Origin of the sequence: Aeromonas sp. FDAARGOS 1410 (assembly GCF_019048745.1) — a bacterium.
GTDB classification, from domain to species: domain Bacteria; phylum Pseudomonadota; class Gammaproteobacteria; order Enterobacterales; family Aeromonadaceae; genus Aeromonas; species Aeromonas jandaei.
In genome coordinates, this window is the sequence record NZ_CP077401.1 from 2,508,314 (window position 1) to 2,534,776 (window position 26,463).

12 protein-coding genes are annotated in these 26,463 nt (G+C 61.5%); 4 read left to right on the forward strand and 8 right to left on the reverse strand.

The annotated features are described in order from the left end of the window. Nucleotides 1-98: 98 nt before the first annotated feature. Nucleotides 99-806: a phosphonate utilization transcriptional regulator PhnR gene (phnR, locus tag I6L40_RS11715; protein ID WP_216994297.1), complete on the reverse strand. Its 708-nt coding sequence runs from the start codon at nucleotides 804-806 to the stop codon at nucleotides 99-101. A gap of 253 nt (nucleotides 807-1,059) precedes the next feature. On the opposite strand from phnR, the gene phnW reads away from it, so the two are divergent. Genes phnW through phnX form a run of 3 tightly spaced genes read left to right on the forward strand, consistent with a single transcriptional unit; the run spans nucleotide 1,060 to nucleotide 4,455 of the window. Beyond that, a complete protein-coding gene (phnW, locus tag I6L40_RS11720; RefSeq protein WP_216994298.1) occupies nucleotides 1,060-2,202 on the forward strand; it encodes a 2-aminoethylphosphonate--pyruvate transaminase in 1,143 nt (380 codons plus the stop codon). Next, nucleotides 2,199-3,623 (forward strand): aspartate aminotransferase family protein, encoded by a 1,425-nt coding sequence (locus I6L40_RS11725; RefSeq protein WP_216994299.1) that lies wholly within the window; start codon nucleotides 2,199-2,201, stop codon nucleotides 3,621-3,623. The genes phnW and I6L40_RS11725 overlap by 4 nt, the downstream gene beginning before the upstream one ends. Beyond that, on the forward strand, nucleotides 3,616-4,455 hold the full coding sequence (phnX, locus tag I6L40_RS11730) for a phosphonoacetaldehyde hydrolase (protein ID WP_071914240.1): 840 nt from the start codon (nucleotides 3,616-3,618) through the stop codon (nucleotides 4,453-4,455). The genes I6L40_RS11725 and phnX overlap by 8 nt, the downstream gene beginning before the upstream one ends. A 140-nt stretch (nucleotides 4,456-4,595) precedes the next feature. Here the strand turns inward: phnX and nrfF are convergent, their stop codons facing one another. The 7 genes from nrfF to nrfA all read right to left on the reverse strand — a co-directional run bounded on the left by nrfF (nucleotide 4,596) and on the right by nrfA (nucleotide 12,364). Continuing rightward, entirely contained in the window at nucleotides 4,596-5,786 is a 1,191-nt protein-coding gene (nrfF, locus tag I6L40_RS11735) for a heme lyase NrfEFG subunit NrfF (RefSeq protein ID WP_216994300.1), read from the reverse strand. Continuing rightward, a complete protein-coding gene (locus I6L40_RS11740; RefSeq protein WP_216994301.1) occupies nucleotides 5,783-6,382 on the reverse strand; it encodes a DsbE family thiol:disulfide interchange protein in 600 nt (199 codons plus the stop codon). Before I6L40_RS11740 ends, nrfF begins: the two co-directional genes overlap by 4 nt. Next, nucleotides 6,379-8,346: a heme lyase NrfEFG subunit NrfE gene (nrfE, locus tag I6L40_RS11745; protein WP_216994302.1), complete on the reverse strand. Its 1,968-nt coding sequence runs from the start codon at nucleotides 8,344-8,346 to the stop codon at nucleotides 6,379-6,381. Before nrfE ends, I6L40_RS11740 begins: the two co-directional genes overlap by 4 nt. A 173-nt stretch (nucleotides 8,347-8,519) precedes the next feature. Further along, nucleotides 8,520-9,473, reverse strand: a complete 954-nt coding sequence (gene nrfD, locus I6L40_RS11750; protein ID WP_071914231.1) for a cytochrome c nitrite reductase subunit NrfD — start codon at nucleotides 9,471-9,473, stop codon at nucleotides 8,520-8,522. Between the two features lie 87 nt (nucleotides 9,474-9,560). Next, nucleotides 9,561-10,253 (reverse strand): cytochrome c nitrite reductase Fe-S protein, encoded by a 693-nt coding sequence (gene nrfC / locus I6L40_RS11755; RefSeq protein WP_071914229.1) that lies wholly within the window; start codon nucleotides 10,251-10,253, stop codon nucleotides 9,561-9,563. Further along, nucleotides 10,250-10,864 (reverse strand): cytochrome c nitrite reductase pentaheme subunit, encoded by a 615-nt coding sequence (gene nrfB, locus I6L40_RS11760; protein WP_071914228.1) that lies wholly within the window; start codon nucleotides 10,862-10,864, stop codon nucleotides 10,250-10,252. The genes nrfC and nrfB overlap by 4 nt, the downstream gene beginning before the upstream one ends. A 54-nt stretch (nucleotides 10,865-10,918) precedes the next feature. Next, on the reverse strand, nucleotides 10,919-12,364 hold the full coding sequence (gene nrfA, locus I6L40_RS11765) for an ammonia-forming nitrite reductase cytochrome c552 subunit (RefSeq protein WP_216994303.1): 1,446 nt from the start codon (nucleotides 12,362-12,364) through the stop codon (nucleotides 10,919-10,921). Nucleotides 12,365-13,113: 749 nt separating this feature from the next. Between nrfA and I6L40_RS11770 the strand changes: the two genes are divergently transcribed. After that, nucleotides 13,114-26,391: a retention module-containing protein gene (locus I6L40_RS11770; protein ID WP_216994304.1), complete on the forward strand. Its 13,278-nt coding sequence runs from the start codon at nucleotides 13,114-13,116 to the stop codon at nucleotides 26,389-26,391. Nucleotides 26,392-26,463: the final 72 nt, after the last annotated feature.

Below are 26,463 nucleotides of genomic sequence, written 5' to 3' on the forward strand. Positions count from 1 at the left end.
TTGGTATAAACCAGATTGGTCGAGAGAGAGGCTAGGGTTTTTTTATGACGTGGCCGTGACAGCCCCGTGACGTTTTGCCGTTCCTGATCTGCCCGTGACTAATCTTGGGTATCCACCTCGATCTCCAGACTGTCGTGGCGCCAGTACTCCAGATCGAAGTCGAGCACCCGGCCGTGCTGATCGAAATTGAGTCGCTCGAGGCGCAGGGCGGGCAGACCGGCGGTAGCCCCCAGCGCCTTGGCCACCTCGTCCGGCAGGGCGGTGGGGAAGAAGCGCACCTGCATGCGGGCGTAGTGGAGATCGTAATGGGCCTGATAGATCTCGGTCAGGCTGCCGTTGAGATCCAGCTCCAGCAGGCCGGGTACTCGTTCAGGCAGGCAGTGGTTCTCGCAGTAACAGATGGCGCGCCCGTTGGCATAGCGCAGCCGTTTGAGCAGAAACAGGCTGTCGAACGGCTTGAGCTGCAACTGCGGCATCAGCGCGGGCGGCACTGCCTGGCGGCTTTTCTCCAGCAGTTCGGTGCGCGCCTCACCCCCTTGCTCCCGCACTATCTGGTGAAAGTTGGAGGTGCGTCTGGGGTTCAAGCGAAAGCGCGGCGGGGTGACGAACCAGCCGCGGCGATCCTCCCGATAGATAAGGCCATTGGCCTCCAGCTGTACCAGTGCCTCGCGGATGGTGACTCTTGTGGTGCCATAGAGTTCCCCCAGCAGCCGCTCGGAGGGGAGCTTGTCGTTGGGGGCCAGCCCCCCCGCCAGGATCTGGTTGGCGAGGGCATCCTTGATCTGCAGATATTGCGGTTTGCTCATGAAAATCCCTGGTTTTGCAATAAGTTGTGCAATGGGCTGGGCACAGGGCTGGTCATTTGCCCGGTGGTTAAACGGCGACATCAACATGTGTTGGTAGATACCAGCATCGCCCCTGCTGTTCAGGCTTCCTAGATTATCGCGATCCCGACGCTGAAAATGAATTTTTTGTTGCACGTAGCGCCACCCCTTTGACCTTGGCGGGGCAGTTACCCACAATGCGCTCATTCTGGTATATACCAAAAGGAGCGAAGTCATGACCCATATTCCAGCGGCCCCCGCCGCCGTCGATTACCTGCTGCTGACCCCGGGCCCCCTCTCGACCACCGCCACGGTGCGCGCCGCCATGCTGCAAGACAGCTGTACCTGGGATGCGGACTACAACCAGGGTGTGGTGGAGCCCATCCGCCGCGAGCTGGTGCGGCTTGCAACTGGCCCTGAATATGAAAGTGACTACAGCGCCGTCTTGCTGCAGGGGAGCGGCAGCTATGTGGTGGAGAGCGTGCTGGGCTCGGCGATAGGCGTCGATGAGTGTCTGCTGATCATCAACAACGGCGCCTACGGTGCCCGCATGGGGGAGATGGCCCGCTGTCTTGGCCTGCGCCACCATGAGCTGGACTGCGGCGAGACCACCCGCCCGGAACCCGCCACCATCGAGGCGATGCTGGCGCGCCACCCCGAGATCACCCATCTGGCGATGGTGCACTGCGAGACCACCACCGGCATGCTCAACCCCCTTGAGGAGGTGGCTGCGCTCTGCCAGCGCCGCGGCATTCGCCTGATCGTCGATGCCATGAGCAGCTTTGGCGGTATCCCCATCGACATGGGGCGCCTTGGCATCGAGTTTCTTATCAGCTCGGCCAACAAGTGCATTCAGGGGGTGCCGGGTTTTGGTTTCGTTATCGCTCGCCGCGCCGCGCTCACGGCCTGCGCCGGTCGTGCTCGCTCGGTCTCCCTTGACCTGCACGCCCAGTGGCAGACCATGGAGCAGCAGGGGGGCAAGTGGCGCTTTACCTCGCCCACCCATACCGTGCTCGCCTTTGCCCAGGCGCTGCGTGAGCTGGAAGAGGAGGGCGGGATCGACGCCCGCTATCAGCGTTACAGCGAGAATCAGCGCACCCTGGTGACGGGGATGGCCGCTCTCGGCTTCGCGCCGCTGCTGCCAGAACAGTGGCAATCCCCCATCATCACCGCCTTCTACTCTCCGGCGCACCCGGACTACCGCTTCGCCGACTTCTACCAGCGACTCAAGGCTCAGGGCTTTGTCATCTACCCGGGCAAGGTCTCGCAGGCCGATTGCTTCCGTATCGGCAATATCGGTGATGTGACCCCAGAGCGGGTGCGCGACCTGCTCGCCGCCATGGCCAGCGCCTGTTACTGGCAAGGGGACGCGCGATGACGAGCCAAGCGCCTCACGGTTGCGATCAGCACGACCATAAGCTGCACGGCAGCGGCCGCGCCGACAGCGAAGGGGATATCAACCTTGGCGAGGGTCGGGCGCGCTGGTGGGCAGGTCAGAGCGAAGAGGTACAGGCCGGATTGGCGGAGGATAGCCGCTACTTCCTCCATCAGGCCCTCTCCACCCCCTGTCTCGATCTGCTTGAAGGGGCGCAGGGGAGCTGGCTGACCAGCGTATCGGGCAAGCGTTACCTCGATTTTCACGGCAACAGCGTCCATCAGTTGGGGCACGGTCACCCCAGGGTGGTAGCCGCGGTGCAGCAGCAACTTGCCGATCTGCCGTTTGCGCCCCGCCGCTACACCCATCAGGTTGCCATCGACTGCGCCTGCACTCTGGCCGAACTGGCCCCCGGCGATCTCAACAGGGTGCTGTTCGCCCCCGGTGGCAGCGAGGTGGTGGGGATTGCCCTGAAGCTCGCCCGCTTTATTACCGGCAACAGCAAGGTGGTGTCCCTGTGGGATGCTTTTCACGGTGCCTCCCTCGATGCCATCTCGGTCGGGGGCGAAGCCTGTTTTCGCGCCGGTATGGGCCCCTTGATGGCCGGAGTGGAGCGCATCCCGCCGCCCACTCGTTATCGCGGCGTCTGGTATCGCGGGGAGGGGGATGACCTGCACTACGCCGATTATCTGGAGTACGTCATCGAGAAGGAGGGAGGGATCGGCGCCTTTATCGCCGAACCTATCCGCAACACCGATGTGCAGGTGCCCTCGAAGGCCTACTGGCAGCGGGTGCGGGAGATCTGCGATCGCCACAAGGTGTTGCTGATCGTCGACGAGATCCCCAATGCCCTGGGGCGCACCGGCCACTGGTTCAGCTTTGAAGAGTTCGGCATCGAGCCTGACATCATTTGTCTGGGCAAGGGGTTGGGGGGCGGGGTAGTGCCGTTTGCCGCGCTCATCACCCGCGACCGTTTCAATCAGGCCGCAGCTATTTCGCTCGGTCACTACACCCACGAGAAGAGCCCTATCGGCTGCGCGGCGGCCCTCGCGACCATCGCTACCATCCGCGAAGAGGGATTGCTGGCAAAAGCGCAGGAGGATGGCGGTTTTATGGCGGCCGAGCTCGGCAAGTTGGCTAAGCGTCACCCGCTGATCGGGCAGGTGCGCGGTATCGGTATGCTCTGGGCGCTCGATCTGGTGGTCGATCATCAGAGTCGCACCCGCAATAGCCAGGCCGCCGAGCGGCTGCTCTACCGCTGTCTGGAGCTGGGGCTCAGCTTCAAGGTCTCTCAGGGGAACGTCATCCAGCTCTCGCCACCGCTCAATATCGCTCGTGCCGATCTGGTGCGCGCCATCGCCATTCTCGATCGCGCCCTCGGCGAGATCGCACTTTCACCGAAACAGGAACATCACCATGACTGACTTGCAGATTGCTGTAGACCCGACCACCGACGTAGAGGCGCTGATCCTCGACTGGGCCGGTACCGTCGTCGATTTCGGCTCCTTCGCCCCCACCTCCATCTTCGTCGAGGCCTTCGCCCGCGCCTATGACTTCCCCGTGACCCTGGACGAAGCGCGCCAGCCCATGGGGTTGGGCAAGTGGGATCATATCGCCGCGCTGGGCCGTCTGCCCTCGGTGGATGCGCGCTGGCAGACTCGCTTCGGCCACCCCATGAGCCATGCCGAGGTGGACCACATTTATCACACCTTTATGCCGCTGCAGATTGCCGCGGTGACCCGCTTTGCAGACCCGATCCCCGGTGTGCTGCCGGTGCTGGACGCTCTGCGGGTGCAGGGGATGAAAATCGGTTCCTGCTCCGGTTACCCCCGTCCGGTGATGGCGGCGCTGGTACCTGCTGCGGCCGATCACGGCTATCGCCCGGATCACTGGGTCGCCACCGATGACCTCAAAGCCGGTGGTCGCCCCGGCCCCTGGATGGCGCTGGCCAACGTAATTGAGCTGGGAGTGAGTGCGGTGCATCGCTGCATCAAGGTGGATGACGCCGTGCCGGGTATCAGCGAAGGGCTTAACGCGGGCATGTGGACGGTGGGATTGTCGGTTTCCGGTAACGAATTTGGCGCCACCTGGGACGAGTTTGTCGCCATGAGCGAGGCGGAGATCGCCGCCCGGCGCGCACCGGCCGAGGCCAAACTGCGGGCGGCGGGGGCGCACTATGTGATCGACACTCTGGCGGATATCGCCCCGGTTATCGCCGATATCAACCGCCGCCTGGCCGCTGGCGAGCGGCCTTAAGCGGGTGTCGAGATAAACCTGCCAAGGTGAGCCAATAACAAAACACCCCCGCATGGGGTGTTTTGCATTGATTGGCATTGCGCAGGGTTTGGCAGGAAGAAGGCGCTAACGTCCTGAGAAGAAACAACGGATCTGCCGGGCTAGCCCCCCATCATCCGCGCGGTCTGAATTGCTTCTATCAGCGCGGCCCGATTGATGCGGGGTCGCTCCTCATCGAGCAACTGTTGCCACAGCGCAATGGCCTGGCTATAGCGACCGTGCAGGAAGTGATCGGAGGCAAGCAGCATCAGGGCGCTCACCTCGCTCTTGTCCTGCTTGAGGGCGCTCTCCAGCAGGCGGGTTGCCTCGGGAGTCAGCTGCTGGCCCGCCCGGTAGTAGAGCACGGTTGCCTGAGCGGCTTGGGTCGCTGCGCTGGCGCCCCCTTCCAGCAGGGCGAGACGCTGGTAGGCGAGCAGGGCGTTGTCGTACTCGATCCGATAGAGATAGAGCTGGCCGAGCGCCGCCCAAGCGTCGAGATCGGTGGGGTTGGCTTGCAGACGTTGATGCAGGGCGCCCAGCTCCTTGTCCTGCAGATCCCGCGGGCTCAACCCCGCCAGCGGATCGGGGCGCGACTGATAAGCCTGCCACGCCTGATAGCGGCCGGTGCCGGCATAAATACCGGCCACCAGCGCCAGCAACAGAGTCCCAATGAGTATCCATAACAGCAGCCTGGGCAGCGGACGGGCGGTGCGATCTCTGGCCAGCTGGTCACGCAGAGCCTGTTCGGCAGGTGGGGTTGCGTTGGCGAGGAGAGCTAGCTCCAGCTCCCGGTAGAGACGGCTGTGGGGGGCAAGCCCCGCCTGCTGCTCGGCCATGATCAGCCGGTTCAGCTCGGCCCTGGGGTCGTGGGCGAGCGCCCCCTCGGCTCTGTCGCCGATAAGCGGCACCCGCGCCGGTTGCCGGCGATGCAGGCTCCTGCGCAGGCGATTGAGGGCCAGCAACAGCAAGAGGGCGGGGCCGCCCCACAGCAGGGCCGTGCTGCGCTTGAAGGGGGGATCGTAGCGCACGAAATCGCCGAAGCGCTCCGTCATGCGGTCGATCACCTGCTCATCAGACTGCCCCTCGTCCACCCAGCGGTAGACCTCGAGCCGCAGATCCCGGGCAATAGGGGAGTTTGACTCCACCAGGTTCTGGTTCTGGCACTGGGGGCAGCGCAGGGCGCGGGCCAGATCCTGAGCGCGGGTCTGCCGCTCGGGGTGGCGAAACTCATAGGTGTCGACCCCGCTGGCAAGGGCCCCGAGGCTCAAGGCCAGCAAGAGCGGCGCTATCAGGGCGTGGCCGAGACGGCTCATGGCTTGCTCTCCTGCACTTGTCTCTCTACTTCTCTCTCCGCTTCTCTTTCCACTTCGGGCTGGCTAGCTGTGTTGCTGCGGGCCCTTGCAAGCTGGGGGGCAAACTGGTGTTGCCAGATCTCCCGAGTGAGCAGGCCGGTATGACGGGTCAGCAGGGTGCCATTGGCATCAAAGAGATAGGTTTCCGGTGTGCCGTAGACGCCGAGCTCAAGGGCCAGTTTGCCGTCGGGGTCGGCCAGTACGGCGCGATAGGGGTTGCCCGCCTGCGCGAGCCAAGCGCGGGCGGCGTCTCCCTTGTCCCGGTAGTTGAGGCCGTAGAGGGGCACGCTGCTGGCTAGCTCACCCAGCAGCGGATGCTCGGCGCGGCAGTTGGGGCACCAGCTGGCCCAGATGTTGAGCACGAAGGGATTCCCCTTGAGCGCCGCGGTGTGGATGGGGGCGCCACTAAACAGATCGTCACTCTGCCAGGCAGGCAGTGTGCGCCCTGCGACGGCCTCATCCTGGCTGTAGGGGTTGTTGCCAAGGCCGAGCCAGAGCAGGGCACCGAGCCCCAATGTGAGCACGAGCGGCACGAACAGGTGCAGACGGGCATTCATAAGGACTCCTGTTCAAGCCGAGGGTAGGGGGTAGTCGCTGGCGCAGGATGGCTAGCCAGCAGCGGCCGACGGGCGAGCAGACGCAGGGTACCGCCTGCCATCATCAACAGGCCGCCGAGCCAGATCCAGCGCACCAGCGGCTTGTAGTGCAGCCGCATGGCATAGGCACCTGGCCCCATCTTCTCGCCAAGCACCACGTAGAGATCGCCGAGCATTCCCCACGCGATGCCGGGCTCGTTCATGTTCATGGTGCGCACGCTATAGTGACGCCGCTCCGGCGTCAGCCGCGCCACCTCTTTACCGCTCTTATGCACGCTAAGCGTGATCCGCTCGGCGGTGTAGTTGGGGCCGATGATCGGCTCGCTCCCCTCATAGCGAAACTCGAAGGCGCCGAGTCGATAGGGCTTGTCGGCGGCGAGTACGGCGCCCCCCTCCTGACTGTGGTGACTCACCTGCGCGATGCCTAGGGCACACACCGCTACCCCGAGATGGGCCAGCAGGCTACCGAACCGATTGAGGGTGAGCTCGCGCAGCGACGTCGGTTGCAAGAGCGGGAGCAGCAGGCTGGCCATCAGCCAGAGGCTCACCATATTGGCGAGGATGCCGTTCCAGTTACCGGAAAACGATCCCTGTTCCAGATAGGCAAGGCTAATGAGCCCGCCGCCAAGCAGGCCAAACAGCGGCGGCAACAGAGCGTTTAGTCTGGAATATGCCGCAAGCTGCTGCCAGCGCAGGCGTGGCAGTTGGGTCATCAGCCCCATCAGGCAGAGGGCCAGCGGCACGAAGATGGTATTGAAATAGGGGGCGCCCACCGAGAGCGAGCCCAGATGAAGTGACTGGAACACCATGGGGTAGAAGGTGCCGAGCAGCACGCTGGCGCAGGCCACGCAGAGCAGCAGGATGGCGGCGCCGAGCAGCCCCTCTTTTGACAGCAAGCCAAAGCGGGCATAGGGGGCGCGAATGTCCGCCCGCAGGGCAAACAGGGTGAGGGCGCAGGTCAATAGCAAGCCGAGCAGCAACAAGAGGGTGAGGCCGCGGCTGGGGTCCACCGCAAAGGCGTGCACCGAGGTGAGTATCCCGGAGCGCACCACGAAGGTGCCGAGCAGGCTCAAGGCGAAGGTGAAGATGGAGAGCAACAGCACGGCGTGGCCGTAGGCGCCGCGCTTCTCGCAGACAATCAGGGCGTGCAGCAGGGCGGTGCCGAGCAGCCAGGGCAAGAGGGAGGCATTTTCCACCGGATCCCAGAACCACCAGCCGCCCCAGCCGAGCTCGTAATAGGCCCACCAGGAACCGAGCACGATGCCGGCGGTGAGAAACACCCAGGAGCCGAGCGCCCAAGGGCGGCTCCAGTGGGCCACAGCGCCATCGAGCCTGCCCGAGTGCAGCGCCGCCATGGCGAAGGCAAAGTTGACGGCAAAGCCGACGTAACCGAGATAGAGCAGGGGGGGGTGAATGATGAGGCCGATATCTTGCAGCATGGGGTTGAGATCGCGCCCCTCCAGCGGCCCCGGGAACTGGCGGTCAAACGGGCTGGAGAAGATCAGGGTATAGAGGCCGAACAGCCCGACGATCAGCCCCATGATGGCCAATACCCGGGTGCGGATCAGCGGATCGACCCGCCTGGAGCAAAGGGCCACCAGCGCGCCCCACAGCCCCAACGCAAAGACGAAAAAGAGCATGGAGCCCTCATGGCCGCCCCACACCGCCGCCAGTTTGAAGCCAAGGGGCAGGGCGCTGTTGGCGTGCTGGGCCACATAGACCAGGGTGAAGTCATCCAGGCCAAAACAGCTGGCGAGCAGCAGCAGGTCGGCCCCGAGCAGGAGCGCGACTAGCAGGGCTAGGGGGCGGGCACAGCCGAGCAGCGGGCGTGAGGCGAGTCGCAGCCCCAGCCAGGGCAGCAGCCCTTGCAGCAGGGCGAGCCCGGTCGCCAGCAACAGTGAGAGATAGCCGAGCTCCGCCAGCACACAACCTCCGTTTCAATCTTTGATGTCATTCATGTCATGCCATACACGCCGCGTCGTCTCCCTTTGGGGGAAAACATTGCCAAGCAACGGGTGTGGCATCACCAGAAATTTATTGGGCCAGCAACAAACCAGCGCCAGTCACCCGAGGGTGGCTGGCGCTGGTGATCATACCTTTAAACTACCGTCATCTGGCCGGCATAGAGCACGAAGTAGCGCAGCAGCAGGATCCCCACCAAGGTCAGGCTGCAGACCAGTACCAGATAGCCGTTTTTGGCCCGCAGCGGCGCGGGGGCCAGCAGGGCCAGCAACTGGGGCAGCAGCATGCCGATGCCCACCACCCCGAGCCAGAACACCTGAGCCCAGAAACCGCTGCCGATGGCTGCCCACATGGCTGCCTCCTTCTGGCCGCCACCGAAGTAGAGGCCGGTAAAGAAGCAGACCAGCAGCAACACCTCCACCGCCAGCACCGGCCGCTCGAAGCGGTGGACAAAGCTCACCCCCTGGCTGTGATGGTTCTCCTTGAACAGGGTGACCGCCAGCAAGATGGTGGAGGCGATGCCGGAGCTGACGCCGGAGATGAGGAACAGCACCGGCAACACCGGGTTGTTCAACAGCGGATAGGTCTTGAGCGCCGACAGCAGAAAGCCGGTGTAGGCCCCCAGTAGCACGGCGAGCAGCAGCAACAGCGGCGCCAGCAGCCGCTCAAAGCGTGCCAACAGGGCGATCAGCCCATCCACAAAGGCGAACTTTTCTTGCAGCAGGTGACGGCGCAAGGTCTCGATCTCGGCCCGAAACACCACCGCCAGCCAGGCGAACAGCACCGCCATGTAGAGCTGAAACAGCATGACCCCCATCGACATCACGGAGTCGAACTGATAGTGAAACATCAGCTTCCAGAAGGTCCAGGGGCGGGCCAGATGGAAGATGAGGATCAGTAACCCCAGCACCACGCTCACCGGCGCCAGAATGGCGGTCGCCTTGATGATGCCGCTCTCGCTGCCGGCCCCCTTGCGGCGCAATAGCACCGAGAGGGTGGTGGCCCCGGCGGAGATGCCGAGCAGAAAGAGATAGATGGCGATGGGCCAGTCCCACACCAGCGAGGAGAAGTGAAATGCGTCATGCAACATGATCCATTCCTCCTTCTGTTACTGCGGTAGATGGCGATCGGACAAATCCCCACACGAGGGAAGGGAAGTGAAACGCCTCTTGCATCGTCATGACTTTATCTCCCCTTTGGGCACGCGGTACATCTTGGGCGAGGTGCCGAGTGCCTGCTTGTAGCGATAGGTGGTCTCCTTCACCAGTCGTTTGGCGATGTGGCTGTCCGGGTCATCCAGATTGCCGAACACCAGCGCCTTGGTGGGGCAGGATTCCACGCAGGCTGGCTCCTTGCCCGCCGCCAGGTTGGTCTTGCGGCAAAAGTCGCACTTGTCCGCCACCCGGGTGACCGGGTTGATAAAGCGCACCTGATAGGGGCAGGCGGCCAGACAATACATGCAGCCGACGCAGAGATCCGCGTCGACATCGACGATGCCATCCTCCTTGCGGATATGGGAGGCGCCGGTGGGGCAGACATGCACGCAGGGGGCGTTGTCGCAGTGCTGGCAGGACTTGCGAAAGAAGCGGTACTCGGCATCAGGGAAGGTGCCGATGGGGCCGGAGCGGATGATCTCGAGGCGCGAGACCCCCTCTGGCACCTGATTCACCTCCCGGCAGGCATCCATGCAGGCGGTACAGCCGATGCAGGCCGTCTCGTCGTGGATCATGCCGTAGCGGATCCCGTCGATGGTCTGGCTGTGGGCGAGGGTGGTGGCAAGGGAGCGGGTGTTGGCACGAGCAGCCCCCGTCATCATGATGAGGGCCCCCGCACTCATCCCCGCCATGAAGTGACGGCGAGAGCAGCTCATGATGCCTCCTTGCCGGTAGCCGGTTTGGACTGCTCCTGCCGGGCCTTGCTGGCCTCATGTTGCTTGCTGTGGCAGTCGACGCAGAGCTTGATGCGGGACTTCTCCGGGAGCCCCACCATGGGCTCCTTGGCCGGATGCAACTGGTGGCAGCTGGTGCAGGTGAGCTTGGTGGCGTGCACGTCGTGGGCCCAGAGCGCCTCGCGAAGCTCTTTGGGCTCGTGGCAGCTCATGCAGACTCCATTCTGCTCGCTGATGGGATAAAGCTTGATGCTCTCTTTATCCTTCAGGCTGTGGCTGAAGCGCATCACATCCTTGACCCCTTCCCTGTGCTGGGGAGAGGGCTGACCATGGCAGTTGGTGCAGGTGACTGGCGCCAGATTGTTGGGGTTGGTCGCCTGGCCATGCTTGCCGTGCATGCCATACTCCTGCTCCTTGTGGCAGTCGGTACAGGCCTTGTCGGGATTGCGTAAAAACTCCACCTCCTGTGTGGCTGAGACAGCAGTGGTCGGAACAGGGGCGGCAGCAGGCTCGGCCGCTTGGCCCTGCAGGCTGGTCAGCAGCATGGCTGCCATCAGCATCAGTCGTAAGAAATCCATCGTTAAATCACCCATAGGAAGCCTCCATCCGCTGCGGGCCCGACTTGGGGGTCGGGCCCGCAGGCGCCGTTACTGTGCCAGCCGTCCGGCCGCTTTGGCCTCGGCATCCCAGGCGGGAACTGTGGTCTTGAGGAACTGTGCCTTGTCGCTGTTGAACTGCTTCATATCCATGCCAAGGACGGCTTGCGCTTTCTCTTTGCTGGAGATGTCGGGAATGGCGATCTCGTGGGTTACTCCCTTTGCAGCCAGCAGACGCGCCAGCTTGGTGCGGGCGTCGGCAGCCTTGTCCAGCGCGCTGCCGAGCACCTTGAGCGCCACTTCAGGGGCGTGCATCTGCACCCCGTGGGAGGCGATGGCGTAGTCCCAGCGCCACTGGGCGTGACGGATGTCTTGCAGGATATCCTTCATCTCGGCCTCGGTGGCACCGGCATCCCAGGCCGCCTTGGCTTCAAAGTGGGTGTGAACCAGCTGTTTCTCGACTTTCAGCTTGAGCTCGTGCACCGCCTCCTTGCGTTGCTTGACGATCCCCAGCAGCATCTCCTTGCTCTGGGTGTGGCAGTTGCGGCAGGTTTGATCGAAGCGATCGAAGGGGTTGCCCACCTTGTGATCGGTGTAGACCCTGCCCTGATCGTTTTGCACCTTGGGCATATGGCAGTCGACGCAGGCGACGTTGTTCTGGCCGTGAATGCCGGCGCGCCAGGTCTCGTACTCGGGGTGCTGGGCTTTCAGCATCGGTGTTTTGGAGAGGGCGTGCGTCCAGTCGGCGAAGCCCAGCTCGTCATAGTAGGCTTCCATTTGCTCGACGCTGGTGCCCTTGTCCCAGGGGAATTTCACCTCCTTGGTGGGGCCACTGAAGTAGTACTCCACGTGGCACTGGCCGCACACCTGGGACTGCTGATCAAAGCGCCCCTGCTCCTTGAACGGTTTGCCGATGGCATTCATGGCCCGGTCGGCATAGGGACGGGAGAGGTGTAGGGCGGGCTTGCTCTCCTTGAACTCCTGCGAGGCGGTATCGTGGCAGTCGGCGCAGCCGATGGTGTTGACGATCTCGGGGCCGCCCTTGGCCCACATGCCCTTGAAGTAGCCATCCTCACCCTTTTCATCGATAACGCGGGCCACATCCGGGCCTTTGCAGCTCCAGCAGGCCATGGGCAGCGGGCCATCTTCGGCGGTCTTGGGGGCGCCGGTGCGCAGGGTTTCCCGCACGTCGGTCAGCGCATAAAAGTGGCCGCGCGGCTTGTTGTAATCCTTGGAGAAGGGGTAGCCGGCCCAGAGCACCACCATCTGCGGATCTTCCGCCAGGGCGTCGGTACGCTCGTGGCTCTCGCTGGTGCCTTTCCAGCTGGTGAACTGATCGGCGTGATCTTTGGCGAACAGCTCGCTGCGCGCCTCGATCTTGCCCTTGGGTTGTGCCTCGTCGGCCGCCTGTGCCCAGCCGCTGGTGCCAAGGCAGGTGGTCAGCAGCAGGGCGGCAAGTCCCAGTCTGCTCTGTCTGTTGTGTGAACTCACCATCATCACTCCCCATCATTGTCCTTGTCTGGCCTGACCGGCTCCCTTTTGTGATGCGGAGATCGATACCCCGAGCGGGGTGGCAGGCCTGTTGTTATTACCGGTGAATAAACCGGATTTATGCATTTTCAGAGAGCGACGTTATCAAACTGGTAAACAAAATGATGAATTATCGGGAGGGGAGTTGCGCCAGATCAATTGGCAGCACGAGCAAAACACAGAAATGAGATCTGGGTAGAATTTTACGAAAAGTCAGGCTGTTTTGACGGTCTTGCCAAGAAAAATCAGCGGATTTTACGAAGCCGGGTAAAGGGCGTTGTGGAGGTCAGCTCACTCCTTGGCGCTATGGCCATCTCCTCTTCGTCGCTCGGCAAGAGAAATGGCTATGCGCGACCTTAAATTTTTATTCACTTTATTATCGATAAGCGCTGCTGTTTGGCTGCACTCATTTGCACTGCCCGTTTGCTACTGGGGCTCGCTTGAAATCCAGATTCACCAGGGATTACGAAGCAAGTCTGCCAAAAGGACTATTTTTTCTTGAATAGGCGCATCAGCAAAGGGCTGCAACAATATTGCGTCACAGGCTGTCGCACCAAAGGCGATGCCTGCATGACATTTATTGTACGAAATACCCTATTTGCGGTCTCTTTTGTCGAAAATTGAGAAAAGACCCTTCAACTTGGTTGCGGTAAGATGGCTAATCCAGTCAGGTGTGCTGTTGATAATGTCGTTAATCAGGTTGTGCCGGAGGTTGTATGGCTGAGTTGCAAATTGAAAAGTCCACGGTGGTGACCCGTATAGAGGGCTCCGTGTTTGTCATCAGTGCAGATGGATCTGTCGTACGAGCAACCGTGGGGATGGTGCTCCATCCCGGTGATCGGCTGCAAGCCGCGCAGGGGGGGCAGTTTGCACTGGCTGATGCCGATTCGCAGCCAACCGGACAACAACCTGAGCCGGCCAATCCTGTTCCGGCCGATGGCAGCGAGGCGCAGCCTGATCAGGAGCTCGCTTCCCTGCAGGAGGCCATTCGCCAGGGGGTTGACCCGACCAAACTCTTTGCCGAGACCGCCGCAGGCAACGCCGCGCCAGCTGCCGGCAATATTGGTGGCGTTGCGGGTTCCAGCTCTGGCGGCTTTGTGGTGGTCGATCGCACCAATGACGCCACCCTGGCCGAGGCCGGTTTCGATACGGATCACAATGCACCTGTCGCCAACGACGAGCTGCGTTTTGCCGAAGTACGCGACTTCTTTGCCGCCATCACCATCACCGAGCCGCAGACCAGCGACAACATCATCAACGCTGACGAGGCGGCTGGCGTTATCATCCGCGGTACCGTGCTAGATGTAGAGGTCGGTCAGCCGGTCACCGTGACCCTGATTGACCAGGCAGGCAACCGACTCACCGTCACCACAGTGGTGCTGCCCGGTCTGGTCTGGGAGGCCAATTTTGGCGACGTCACCGGCAAGCTGGTGGATGGCCCCCTCACCATTCAGGCCGATACTCAGGATGCTGCCGGCAACCGTGCCAGCGATCTGGGCCAGACCCTGCTCGATACCATCACCACCATTACCCTGGATCTTGCCGATGAGAGCGACACCGGTGCCAGCCAGAGCGATGATCTGACCCGCGACAATACCCCGCTGCTGCAGGGCAAGGGGGAGCCCGGTGCCACAGTCACCCTCTCCCTTGGTGGCAGCGTGCTCACCGTACTTACCGTTGACGGCAATGGCAACTGGCAATATCAGCTGCCCGATACGCTGGCAGACGGAGCTTATGATTTTCGGGTCGACTCGGTGGATATCGCCGGCAACCGAGCCAGCGATACCCTCACTATTGAGGTTGATACCCAGGCCGCCATCGATATCGATGATCTCTATGCTGTGGAACTCTTTGGCAGCGACAATGCCACCCTGAGTGGTACCACCGCCAATGTCGAGGCGGGACAGAAGGTGACCATCACCCTGCTAGGCAGCGATGGGCAGATCCTGCTTACCACCTCTGCAGTGGTCGGTGCGGATGGCCGTTGGCAGGTATCAGGTCTTGATCTCTCCGGCATCACGCAATCTTTCGAAGTGCGTGCCAGCGTCACCGATCTGGCGGGTAATTCTGCCTTGGACGGTGCGCCGCTGATCGGCAAGAGCGAGACCTTGACCCTCTCCGAAGCCGGACTGGCCAATGGCCCAGTCACTGCGACTGGCAACCTCAATACCGGCGCCGGGATTGATGGCAACCTGCAGGTCACCTTCGCCGCTGACCAGAGCGGCCTTGAAGGGCTGAAGCTTACCAGTCATGGAGTGGCACTCGATTACGTCTGGGGCGGCCAGACCCTGACCGCCACTGCCGGTGGTGTCACTGTCTTTACCCTGACCCTCAACAATAACGGCAGCTATCGCATCGTCTGGAACCAGAGCCTGGATCACCCCGAGAGCAAGGAGCAGACCCTGCTTAACACTCAGGAAACCTTGAGTCTGCCGTTCAACCTCGAATACCGCGACAGCGACGGTGATCTGGTGAAAGCGCCGCTGGTGATCAATCTGGTGGACAGCACTCCACCGAGCTTCGAGATCCCGGCCATTACCCTGACCGAGGATGCCTTTACCAACAGCGCCGCCGTAGTTGGGGAGAGCAGCTTTGTGGTCAAGCACACCGCCGATCCCCTGCTGGTGGATTCGCTGGTGTTCAGCAATCAGAGTGGCACCCTGGCGACCCTCAACGGCTCGGGTCTTGCCAGCGATGGCCATCCGCTGACGTTTGAATTTACCGATGATCGCACCCTGCTGGGCTACTACCTCGATGGCAATGGTCAGCGGGTAGAGGTATTGCGCGCCCAGCTGCTGGCTGAACAGCAGGGGAGCGATGTGGGCGGTCGGGTGGTGATCACCCTTACCGGCCCGCTCGATCATCAGGGTAGTGACAGCCTCTCGCTGGGGTTGCAGGTGAGTGCCAAAGAGATCGATGGCGATGTCACCAGTGCCGACCTGGCTCTGACCATCAACGACGGCAGTGATCCTTCGCTTGGTCTCGACAAGGGCGTTTCGCTGCAAGAAGGGGGCAACCAGCACATCGATGGTCAACTGCCGGTCACGGTGGGTAGCGATCGTCTGGTCTCCCTCAACTTTGAGGCGAGCCAGCCGGCGTTGGCGGGGCTCACCAGCCAGGGGCATCCCACCAGTTATCAGGTGCAGGGCAACCAGCTGACCGTCAAGGATTGGCAGGGCAATACGATCCTTACCGTCGCCATCGGGCTGGATGGCAAGTACAGCGTCTCCCTGACCGGCGTGTTTGACGAACCGGAAGCGACCAACAGCCTCAACCTAGGCCTGAAGGTACAGGGCACCGATTTTGACGGCGACAAAAGCAACCTCGGGACCCTTAATATCACCATTACCGACGGTGCTTTGCCGCAGGTCGATCCTGTCTCCCTGACGCTCACGGAAGATAGCAACTGGCAGCAGGAGCAGACCCTTAACGGTGATTTGACCATCACCGCGGGCAGCGATCCGCTGGCCAGCATCACCTTCGATGCCAACCAGCCGGGGTTGCAAGGGTTCACCTCGGGCAAGCAGGCCGTGACCATCACGGTGGCCGATCATCTTATCGAGGGGCGTACCCCCGATGGCACGCTGGTGTTTAAGCTGACCCTTGGCAACGATGGCAAATACAGCTTTACCCTCCATCAACCGCTGGATCAGGGCAGTGCCGACAGCCTGCTCAAGGCGGGCTTTACCCTGCTCGACAGCGATGGCGACAAGGTCTCCTCCACTATCACCGTGGCGGTAGGTGATGGCGCCAACCCCACCATCTCAGCCGTCAGCGGCACCGCCATCACCGAGATGGCGCAAGGTGAGGCGGCCGCGGTCAGCAACATGAGTTTCACGGTGACCCACGGCAGCGATGCCCTTGATCCCGCATCTCTCGGTTTTGATATCACCACCATCCAGAGCAACCTGACTGGGCTCACCAGCCATGGCAGCCCGATCAGTTTCTCCCTCGACGCCAACGGCCAGCTGGTTGGCACCACGGCAGATGGTCGCGAGATCCTGCGCGCCGAGCTGAGCTTGGTCGATAACAACGGCAACTGGAGTGTGAACGCCAAGGTCACCCTGAGTGGTGAGCTGGATCACAAGGGGAGCGAATCTCTCAACCTGCCGCTGGCGGTCACCCTGGCCGACCAGGATGGCGATCGCATCGGTACCACGCTGCCGCTCACCATCGCGGATGGCAAGGCGCCGAGCTTTATCCCGGGCAAAGGCGTGTCCCTGGATGAGGGGGACCTCACCGGCAGCAACACTCTGAGTCAAACCGGTCACTTCGACGTGCAGGCAGGGTCGGATCGGGTGGTCGAGGTGGCGTTTGCCGAGGGCAGTCAGCAACCGGCGCTCACAGCCCTCGGCCAGAGTGTCAAATACGAACTGCTTGATGGGGATCCCGCCATCCCGGGTAGTCAGCTGCTCAAGGGCTATGTCGAGGTCAACGGCCAGCGCGTCGAGGTGTTTGAGGTGCGGCTGGTTGGCACGCTGGATCAAGCGGGCAAGAACGGTTTTGACTATCAGGTGACCCTCTATCAGGGGATCCATCAGGGCGCCAACGCCGTGACCGAGCTGCCCATCAAGGTGATCGTCAACGACTACGACAAGGCGGGCGGCAACAACGATAGTACCAGCGGCACCCTCAATATCCAGATTGGGGAAGGGGATAAACCGACCTTGACTCTGACTGGTGTAACCCTCAGCGAAGGGCGTTTCGATGGTGCCAACTCTGCCGTGGATGACCAGCAGGCGAGCGGCAAGATCATCATCAAAGCTGACTCGGATCCTGTGACCGATGTGCGACTGACGCTCTCCGGTCAGGTTATGGATGCCAGCGGCAAGCCCATTACCCACAATGGCGAAGCCTTGACCTGGAAAGCGGTTGGCACGGATGGTCACACCTTCCAGGCAGTGACCAGCTCTGGTCTGGTTGTGATGACGGTATCCATCCCCACTGTGCCCGCCAGCATTGCCGCTCATACCACTGCAACCATCGACTATCAGGTAACGGTGCATACCAACCTGGATCACGGGGCGGATGACAATCTCAACCTGACCTTGCCAATCAAGGTAACCGACAGCGATGGCAGCCAGAGCCAGGGCTCAACCACCATCACGGTGACGGACAGCCTTGACCCCGAACTCGGTTTGGACAAGGGCGTTTCGCTGCAAGAAGGGGGCAACCAGCGCATCGATGGTCAACTGCCGGTCACGGTGGGTAGCGATCGTCTGGTCTCCCTCAACTTTGAGGCGAGCCAACCAGCGCTCGCTGGGCTCACCAGCCAGGGGCGTCCCACCAGTTATGAGGTGCAGGGCAACCAGCTGACCGTCAAGGATTGGCAGGGCAATACGATCCTTACCGTCGCCATCGAGCTGGATGGCAAGTACAGCGTCGCCCTGACCGGCGTGTTTGACGAGCCGGAAGCGACCAACAGCCTCAACTTTGGCCTGAAGGTACAGGGCTCCGATTTTGACGGCGACAAGAGCAACCTCGGCACCCTCAATATCACCATTACCGATGGTGCCTTGCCACAGGTCGATCCTGTCTCCCTCACTTTCACCGAAGATAGCAACTGGCAGCAGGAGCAGACCCTTAACGGTGATTTGACCATCACCGCGGGCAGCGATCCGCTGGCCAGCATCACCTTCGATGCCAACCAGCCGGGGTTGCAAGGGTTCACTTCGGGCAAGCAGGCCGTGACCATCACGGTGGCTGAGCACCTGATAGAGGGGCGCACCCCAGATGGCAAACTGGTGTTTGAGCTGACCCTCGGCAACGATGGCAAATACAGCTTTACCCTCCATCAACCGCTGGATCAGGGCAGTGCCGACAGCCTGCTCAAGGCGGGCTTTACCCTGCTCGACAGCGATGGTGACAAAGTCTCCTCCACCATTACCGTGGCGGTGGGGGATGGTGCCAATCCGACCATCTCCGCCGTGACTGGCACTACGATGACCGAGATGGCGCAAGGGGAGACGGCTGCCGTCAGCACCATGAGTTTCTCGGTCGCGCATGGCAGCGATGCCCTTGACCCTAACTCTCTTGGTTTTGACATCGCAGCTATCCAGAGCACCCTGACCGGACTCACCAGCCATGGCAGCCCGATCAGTTTCTCCCTCGACGCCAACGGCCAGCTGGTTGGCACCACGGCAGATGGTCGCGAGATCCTGCGCGCCGAGCTGAGCTTGGTCGACAACAACGGTAACTGGAGCGTCACCGCCAAGGTCACCCTGAGTGGTGAGTTGGATCACAAGGGGAGCGAATCCCTCAACCTGCCGCTGGCGGTCACCCTGGCCGACAAGGATGGCGATCGCATCGGTACCACGCTGCCGCTTACCATCGCGGATGGCAAGGCACCTAGCTTTATTCCGGGCAAAGGCGTGTCTCTGGATGAGGGGGACCTCACCGGCAGCAACAGTCTGAGTCAAACCGGTCACTTCGACGTGCAGGCAGGGTCGGATCGGGTGGTCGAGGTGGCGTTTGCCGAGGGCAGTCAGCAACCGGCGCTCACAGCCCTCGGCCAGAGTGTCAAATACGAACTGCTTGATGGGGATCCCGCCATCCCGGGTAGTCAGCTGCTCAAGGGCTATGTCGAGGTCAACGGCCAGCGCGTCGAGGTGTTTGAGGTGCGGCTGGTTGGCACGCTGGATCAGGCGGGCAAGAACGGTTTTGACTATCAGGTGACCCTCTATCAGGGGATCCATCAGGGCGCCAACGCCGTGACCGAGCTGCCCATCAAGGTGATCGTCAACGACTACGACAAGGCGGGCGGCAATAACGATAGTACCAGCGGCACCCTCAATATCCAGATTGGGGAAGGGGATAAACCGACCTTGACTCTGACTGGTGTAACCCTCAGCGAAGGGCGTTTCGATGGTGCCAACTCGGCGGTGGATGACCAGCAGGCGAGCGGCAAGATCATCATCAAAGCTGACTCGGATCCTGTGACCGATGTGCGACTGACGCTCTCCGGTCAGGTTATGGATGCCAGCGGCAAGCCCATTACCCACAATGGCGAAGCCTTGACCTGGAAAGCGGTTGGCACGGATGGTCACACCTTCCAGGCTGTAACCAGCGGCGGTCTTGTGGTGATGACGGTGTCCATCCCCACTGTGCCCGCCAGCATCGCCGCTCACACTAGCGCAGAGATAGGTTATCAGGTGACAGTGCATACCAACCTGGATCACGGGGCGGATGACAAACTCAACCTGACCTTGCCAATCAAGGTAACCGACAGCGATGGCAGCCAGAGCCAGGGCTCAACCACCATCACTGTGACGGATGGCGTGAACCCCATTATCTCCGCTATTGACTCGGTCACAGTGAAGGAGTCTGCCCTCGATGGCTCTGCCAGCCAGCATCCGGGCACCATGCCCTCAGATCTGGGTGAAACGGCCAGCGGCAAGGTGACCATTAGCGCCGGTTCGGATCGGGTTGCTTCCCTTGAACTCGACGTGGCCGCCTTCAACCAGGCTAACCACCTGACCTCCAACGGTCAGTCGGTGACGCTGGCCGCTCACAGCCCGGGTTGGTATCTGGCTACGGCAGAGGGTGGCAAGTCGGTTTTCTGGATCCACCTCGATGTGAACGGCAGTTACAGCGTCTATCTGGTGGGGCAGCTCGATCACGGTATTCAGGGTAAAGATGATCTTGCGATTGAGGTGCCGCTCTTTGTCACCGATCACGATGGCGATCGTAGCCCCAATGTCAGCGTGACCGTGACGGTACAGGACGATATGCCTATTGGCACTGTGCTGGCTCATACCCTGAACGAGGGGAGTGCCTCCGTCAGCGGTGATCTGCTGCCAGCCGCCAACGAAGGGGCTGATGGCGCCCGGGTGGAGTCGATCACCATCAATGGCCAGACCTATGCCGTCAATGGCTCACTCACCCGGGATGTGATGAGTCCGGATGGCAAGCAGGTGATGGGCTCTCTCACCATCTCGGCCGATGGCAGCTACCGTTTCACGCCGGCCAGCGGCTTTGATCACGATAATGCCCAGCTGCGTCAGGTCATCACCGCCCATCTGGTGGATGGCGACGGTGACCGCGCCGACAGCACCTTGACCCTTAATCTGCGGGATGAGCCGGTGAGCTTCACCGTCACTGCGGCAACCGGCAACGAAGATCAGGGGGCTCAGGATCCGAGCGCCGGTATCCTCATCAACATGCAGCTCGATATCGGCGATTTCGACCGGGGCGAACATGTAGATCAGCTCCTTATTCAGGCGCCAGCCAATGCTCATGGCACCTTCTATTACAACGGGGTTGCCCTTGCTACCACAGCGGATGGCAAGTGGTTTATCGTCCCGCCAGCGGCCATGGTGACCAGTGATAATGTGCACTACAGCACCCAGGGGGTGACTTTTGTGCCGGATGCCAACTGGTCTACCTGGAGCAACAAGGGCCAGCCGCTGCACTTCCAGGTGCAGTTGCAGGTGGGGGTGACCGAGGGGGATGCCCCTGCTGTAGTCACCGGCGATCTTGCCATCACGGTGCGCGGCGTGGCCGACAAGCCGGTGTGGGATGCAGGTCACACCAGCCAGCATTACGATACCAGTGAGGACAGCAGCGGCATCAAGCTCAATGTGAAAGCGGGCCTCACCGATACGGATGGCTCCGAGACCCTGACCTACCAGATCAAATGGGAGACGGGCAAGGGCACGCTCATGCTCAACGGGGTTGAACTCAAGCCAAACGCCAGCGGGCTCTATACCGTATCTGCAGCCAATATCAACAAGGTGACCGTGGTTCCGGCCAAGGATTTCAGTGGTGACATCAAGCTGTCGGTGACCCCGATCAGCACGGAGCAGAACCCGATCGCGCCGGGTCAGGGTACGGCGCAGGGAGACAAGATTGAGCTGGTGATCAACGTCAATCCGCTGGCGGATGACGCCAAACTCACCGTGCGCGATATTCAGGGCAAAGAGGATACCTTGCTCGATCTGGGCAGCAAGATTGGCCTCGCCCACCTGGGTGACACCACCGATGGTTCCGAGCGGCTCTTTGTACGCATCAGTGGCCTGCCCGCCGGGGCGACGCTGCTGCTGGGGGGCGTTGCCGTCAGTCAGAATGCAGCCGGGTATTACGAGGTGCCCTTTGAGCGCATCAATGAGCTCAAGCTGCTGCCGCCCAAAAACAGCAACGTCGATTTCGATCTGACCATCAAGGGCGTGGTCAAAGACAGCGCCACCCTGACCGATGCCAATGGCCAGACCCACATCGTGGTGAACGAGAAAGAGACCGGCTCCCAGACCATTCATGTGGATCTGGTGGGGGTGGTGGATCAGCCTCACTTCGAGCTTGGCAATACCGGCTGGGAGGCCGAAGGGACAGGCTATGCCATTACCGTGGGCGAAGATGGGCGGGCGCCGCTCAACTTTACCCTCACCTCGGGCGAGTGGGTCGATACCCCGCACGATACTTCCGAGAGCCTCAACGTGGTGCTGCAAGGGTTGCCGGAAGGGGCCCGAGTCTTTGATGCCAGCGGCAAGGAGCTGACCCTCACTTTTGCCGGACTCGATGCCAGCGGCAAGCCAACCTATCAGGTCAATGTCTCCGATTTTGGCAATCTGCTTATTCAGCCACCCCACAACAGCACGGCGGATCTGCATCTTGTCGCCAGGGTGGTGGTCACCGAGAACGATGGCGACAGCAAGAGCTTCGAGGTACCGCTGCATATCAAGGTGGAGCCGGAGATCGATGCGACCGACTACAGCAAGACCAGCCACGGCCTGGAAGATCAGTTCACCGTGCTTGACTGGCATCCGACCCTTACGGACGGTGCCGAGAAGGTCACTGCGCTGAGTCTCTCCGGGGTGGAGGATGGCTACCAGATCTGGCTGCGAGTCGGCGGCGTGGAGAGCCAGCTGACCGTGGTGGGTGGCCAGGTCACCCTGACGGCCGCCCAGCTCGACAGCCTGCTCAACGGGGGACAACTGCTGGTGAAGGGGCCGGAGGATAGCGATCGGGATACCAATATCCAGAGCCAGGTCACAGTGACCCAGCACGATGTGGATTCGGGCACGGTGGCCGAGAAGGTGATCGATGGCAACCTGCACGTCGATATTCAGGCGGTGGTGGAGCCCGATGGCGTGCTGACCCAAACTGGTGGCGCACTCGTGGGGCAGGGCGGTGCCGATATCGATCTGGCAGGGCGTTTCCTCTTTACCGACCTCGATCCCTCCAGCGTGGAGGAGATCGACTATCTGGTGATTAACCTGCCGGTGCTGAACGGTGGTGCAGGGGATCAGTTTGTGGTGATTGGCGGCATCAACAACGGTAACGGCAGCTGGATCGTACCGGCGGGCAACCTCGGCAGCTTCAAGCTGCATGCGCCCGACGGGTTTGTCGGCAAGGTTCAACCGATCCGTATCGATGCCATGGTGATCGACCGGGGTGACGATGGCGATGCCAGTGCCCATGTCAAGGTGAGCCTGAACACGGATGCGACCTTCGAGGCGACGCCGACGACCAACAAGGAAGCTGCGGCGACCGTCGATATCGACGACAACGCGGTGCTGGTGGGCAAGGAGGATATCCGGGTTGATTTTGGTCAGCAGCTCAAAGGCGTGATCCATATCGGTGCCACCGATCAGGCCAGCGACGAGGTGACCATAGTCCTCAAGGGGCTGCCGGCGGGTGTCACCATCAGCGGCGCCGAATACAACATCTCGACCGGTGAGTATGTCATCAAGGTACCGCCGTCACTGGCTGGTCTGGAAGGGCTGACCCTCGGCTTGCCGCAAGACTTTGCCGGCTCGCTCAATATCGAGGTGAAGGTGGTCAACACGGATACCGCCAGTGGCGATATCAAGGTCGTCAGCAGCACGGTACGGGTCGATGTGGCCCCCGTGGTCGATGTGAATGGTGGCCGTGGCGAGCACCCGGAACTGACTTTGACCGTGCTGGATACCAACCATGACGGACAGCCGGACAATCTGGAAGATAGCGAGATCCACCTCGATCTCTCGGTGAAACTGGCCGATATCAGCCCCTCCATCGCCAATGGTGGCCTTGAAACCGTGGAGCGGGTCACCATCACGGTGGATGCCAAATATGGCTACTTCCTTGATGGCAGTGGCAAGCCGGTCAACACCCTGGTGGTCAGCGATGTGGCAGCCCTCAAGGACTTGGTGTTTGTGCCCAAAGAGCACTTCAGCGGTCAGGTACCGCTCGACATCAAGGTCGATATTGTCGATACCGCGCTGGTCGGTGGTCAGCAGGTGACCGACAGCGGTAGCTGGAGCGGGCAGGTCGGCTTTGAGGTGAGACCGGTCAACGATCCGGCAGCCCTGACGCTGCACGATGTATCGGGCAACGAAGATGGTGCCATCAGCCTGGCTGGCTTTGGTGCCGCCCTCATCGATAACGACGGTTCCGAGAAGATAGTGGCGTTGCAGATCAAGGGGGTACCGGATGGTTTTACCCTCTCGGCCCCTGCCGTGAATAACGGTGGTGGTGTCTGGCAAGTACCTGTAGGCACCGATTTTGCCAAGCTGACCCTGATCCCGCCGGCCGATTTCAGCGGCAGCGTGGATCTGTCACTCAGCGTCTTTACCCTCGACAAGGGGCTCACCATTCCCCTTGAAACCAGCGGCAGCTTCACCGTGACCGTCAATCCGGTGGGAGATGCCCTCATTGCCGATATTCAAGGGCAGGCGAGTGGCACCGAAGGGGATGTGATCACGCTGGATCTGGGGCTGGAGACCAGGGATAACCAACCAACCGGCGGCAATGCGGGTAATGTGCATGAGAACAAGCCGGAGCAGGTTCGGGTCACCATAGAAGGAGTTCCTGATGGTGCCGAGATCCGCTTGCCAAACGGCGTGGCGGGGACGGTTGTTGATCTGGGAGGCGGTCGCTGGCAGGTCACCACCGAGGGCGGCAAGCTGGGTTCTGTCGAGCTGGTAACCAATGATGCCAACGGCGCGCTGGATCTCAAGGTCATAGCTCAGAGCCTCGACAACGGTGCCCTTGGCCCTGAAGTCAATGGCACTATTCATGTGGATGTGAGCCCGGTCAACGATGCGCCAATCAACGTATTGCCAACGACCCCACAAGTCGCGCAGGAAGATCAGCCCTTCGTCATCCACGGCTTGCAGGTGAAAGATGTGGACGCGGGCAGCAGCCCCATCAAGATCACCCTGTCGGTGGAACATGGCACCCTGACGCTGCCAGTTGGCAGCGGCGTGACGGTGGTCGGCAACGGCACTGGCTCTCTGATACTGACCGGCACGCTGGCCGATCTCAATGCCTTGCTCTCGGGCGGGGTCACCTATCAGGGGAACAGTGATTTCTACGGCAATGACGCCCTGACCATGGTCACCAACGATCAGGGGAACACCGGTAGTGGTGGGGCTCTCAGCGATACCGATGTGCTGCCCATCGAGGTGCTGCCGGTCAATGATGCGCCGATCAATCAGCTGCCCACAGCGCCGCTGGTTGCCGAAGAGGATGTGCCTTACCGCATTGATGGCTTGCAGGTCAAAGATGTGGATGCGGGCAACAGTCCCATCGAGGTGCGCCTCTCGGTTGGCCACGGCACCTTGACCCTGGCGGCCGGCAGCGGCGTGACCGTGACCGGCAGTGGCACGGGCTCGCTGGTGCTGAGCGGCTCGCTTGCCGCCATCAATGCGCTGCTGGCGGGCGGGGTGACCTATCTGGGAGCACAGGACTTCAATGGTCAGGATCAGCTCACCATGGTGACCAATGATCTTGGCAATACCGGTAGCGGTGGGGCCCTAAGCGACACCGATGTGGTACCCATCGAGGTGCTGCCGGTCAATGATGCACCGGTCAATCAGCTGCCGGGCAGCATGACGGTCAAAGAGGATGGCTCTCTGTCGCTATCCGGTATCAGCGTGAAGGATGTGGATGCCGGCAGCGCGCCTGTCTCCATGGTGCTGCGGGTCGAGCATGGTGTGCTTACCCTGCTGGGCGCAACTGGCGCCGTGATGGTGCAGGGGGCGGGTACCAGCGAGATCGCTCTGGTGGGGTCGCTGGCCGATCTCAACCAGTTGCTGGCAAGCAGCCTGCACTATGAACCGGCCAAAGATTTCTGGGGAGAGGATACCCTGACCGTCACCACCTCGGATCAGGGCAACAGTGGTGCGGGTGGCCCGCTGAGCGACACCGATCAGGTGACCATCAATGTCACGCCCGAGCCGGACATGCCGAGCCTGACACTGACCCAGCACGAGATCCATGCCCTGCAGGGGGCGCTGGTGCCCCTGAGTCTGCAGGCCTGCGTGGTCAATCCGGCAACCGGTGAGCTATCCATTCGCATCAGCGGATTGGGGAACGCTCAGGTACAGGATGAACATGGCCTGACCGTGGGACATCAGGAGAGCAACGGTGACTGGCTGATCCCGGCGGATCACTCGGTACCGCTCTACTTCAACGGCCTGAGCGATGGGGATCATGTACTGGGGATCTCCGCCGAGTCGAGTGTCGGCGGTTCCACCATCAGCACGCCACTCGATACCCTGACTATCCACAGCCAGAGCGGTCATGAGCTGTTGGGGTCCGAGCATGACGACATCCTCTTTGGCTCTTCAGGCGATGATCGTCTGGTGGGAGGGCTTGGGAACGATGTGCTCCATGGCGGCAAAGGCAACGATATCCTCACCGGTGGTGCCGGCAGCGATCTCTTTGTCTGGCAGAAGGGGGATGAGGGGAGTCAGGGGCAGCCCGCAGTCGATACCATCACCGACTTCCATCCGGAACAGGGGGACAGGATCGATCTGGCCGACCTGCTGCGGGGTGGTCCGGGAGCCAGCGTCGAAAGTCTGCTAAGCAACCTCTCGGCGTCGGTGACGAGCGGCAGCAATGGTCTGAGCGATGTGAATCTCTCGGTGACCTCGGCCAACGGTGGTCAGGTGACTCAGCAGATCACCCTGAAGGATGTGGATCTGAACAGCTGGAATCTTACCAGCACCTCGTCCCACGACATCCTGCAGAGCATGCTGGATAACCACAGCCTGATCATCCAGCATCCCTGATAGCGGGCGAGAAACGTAAAAGGAAGAGCCGGCAATTGCCGGCTCTTTGTTTATCTCTGCGTGGATTGTCTT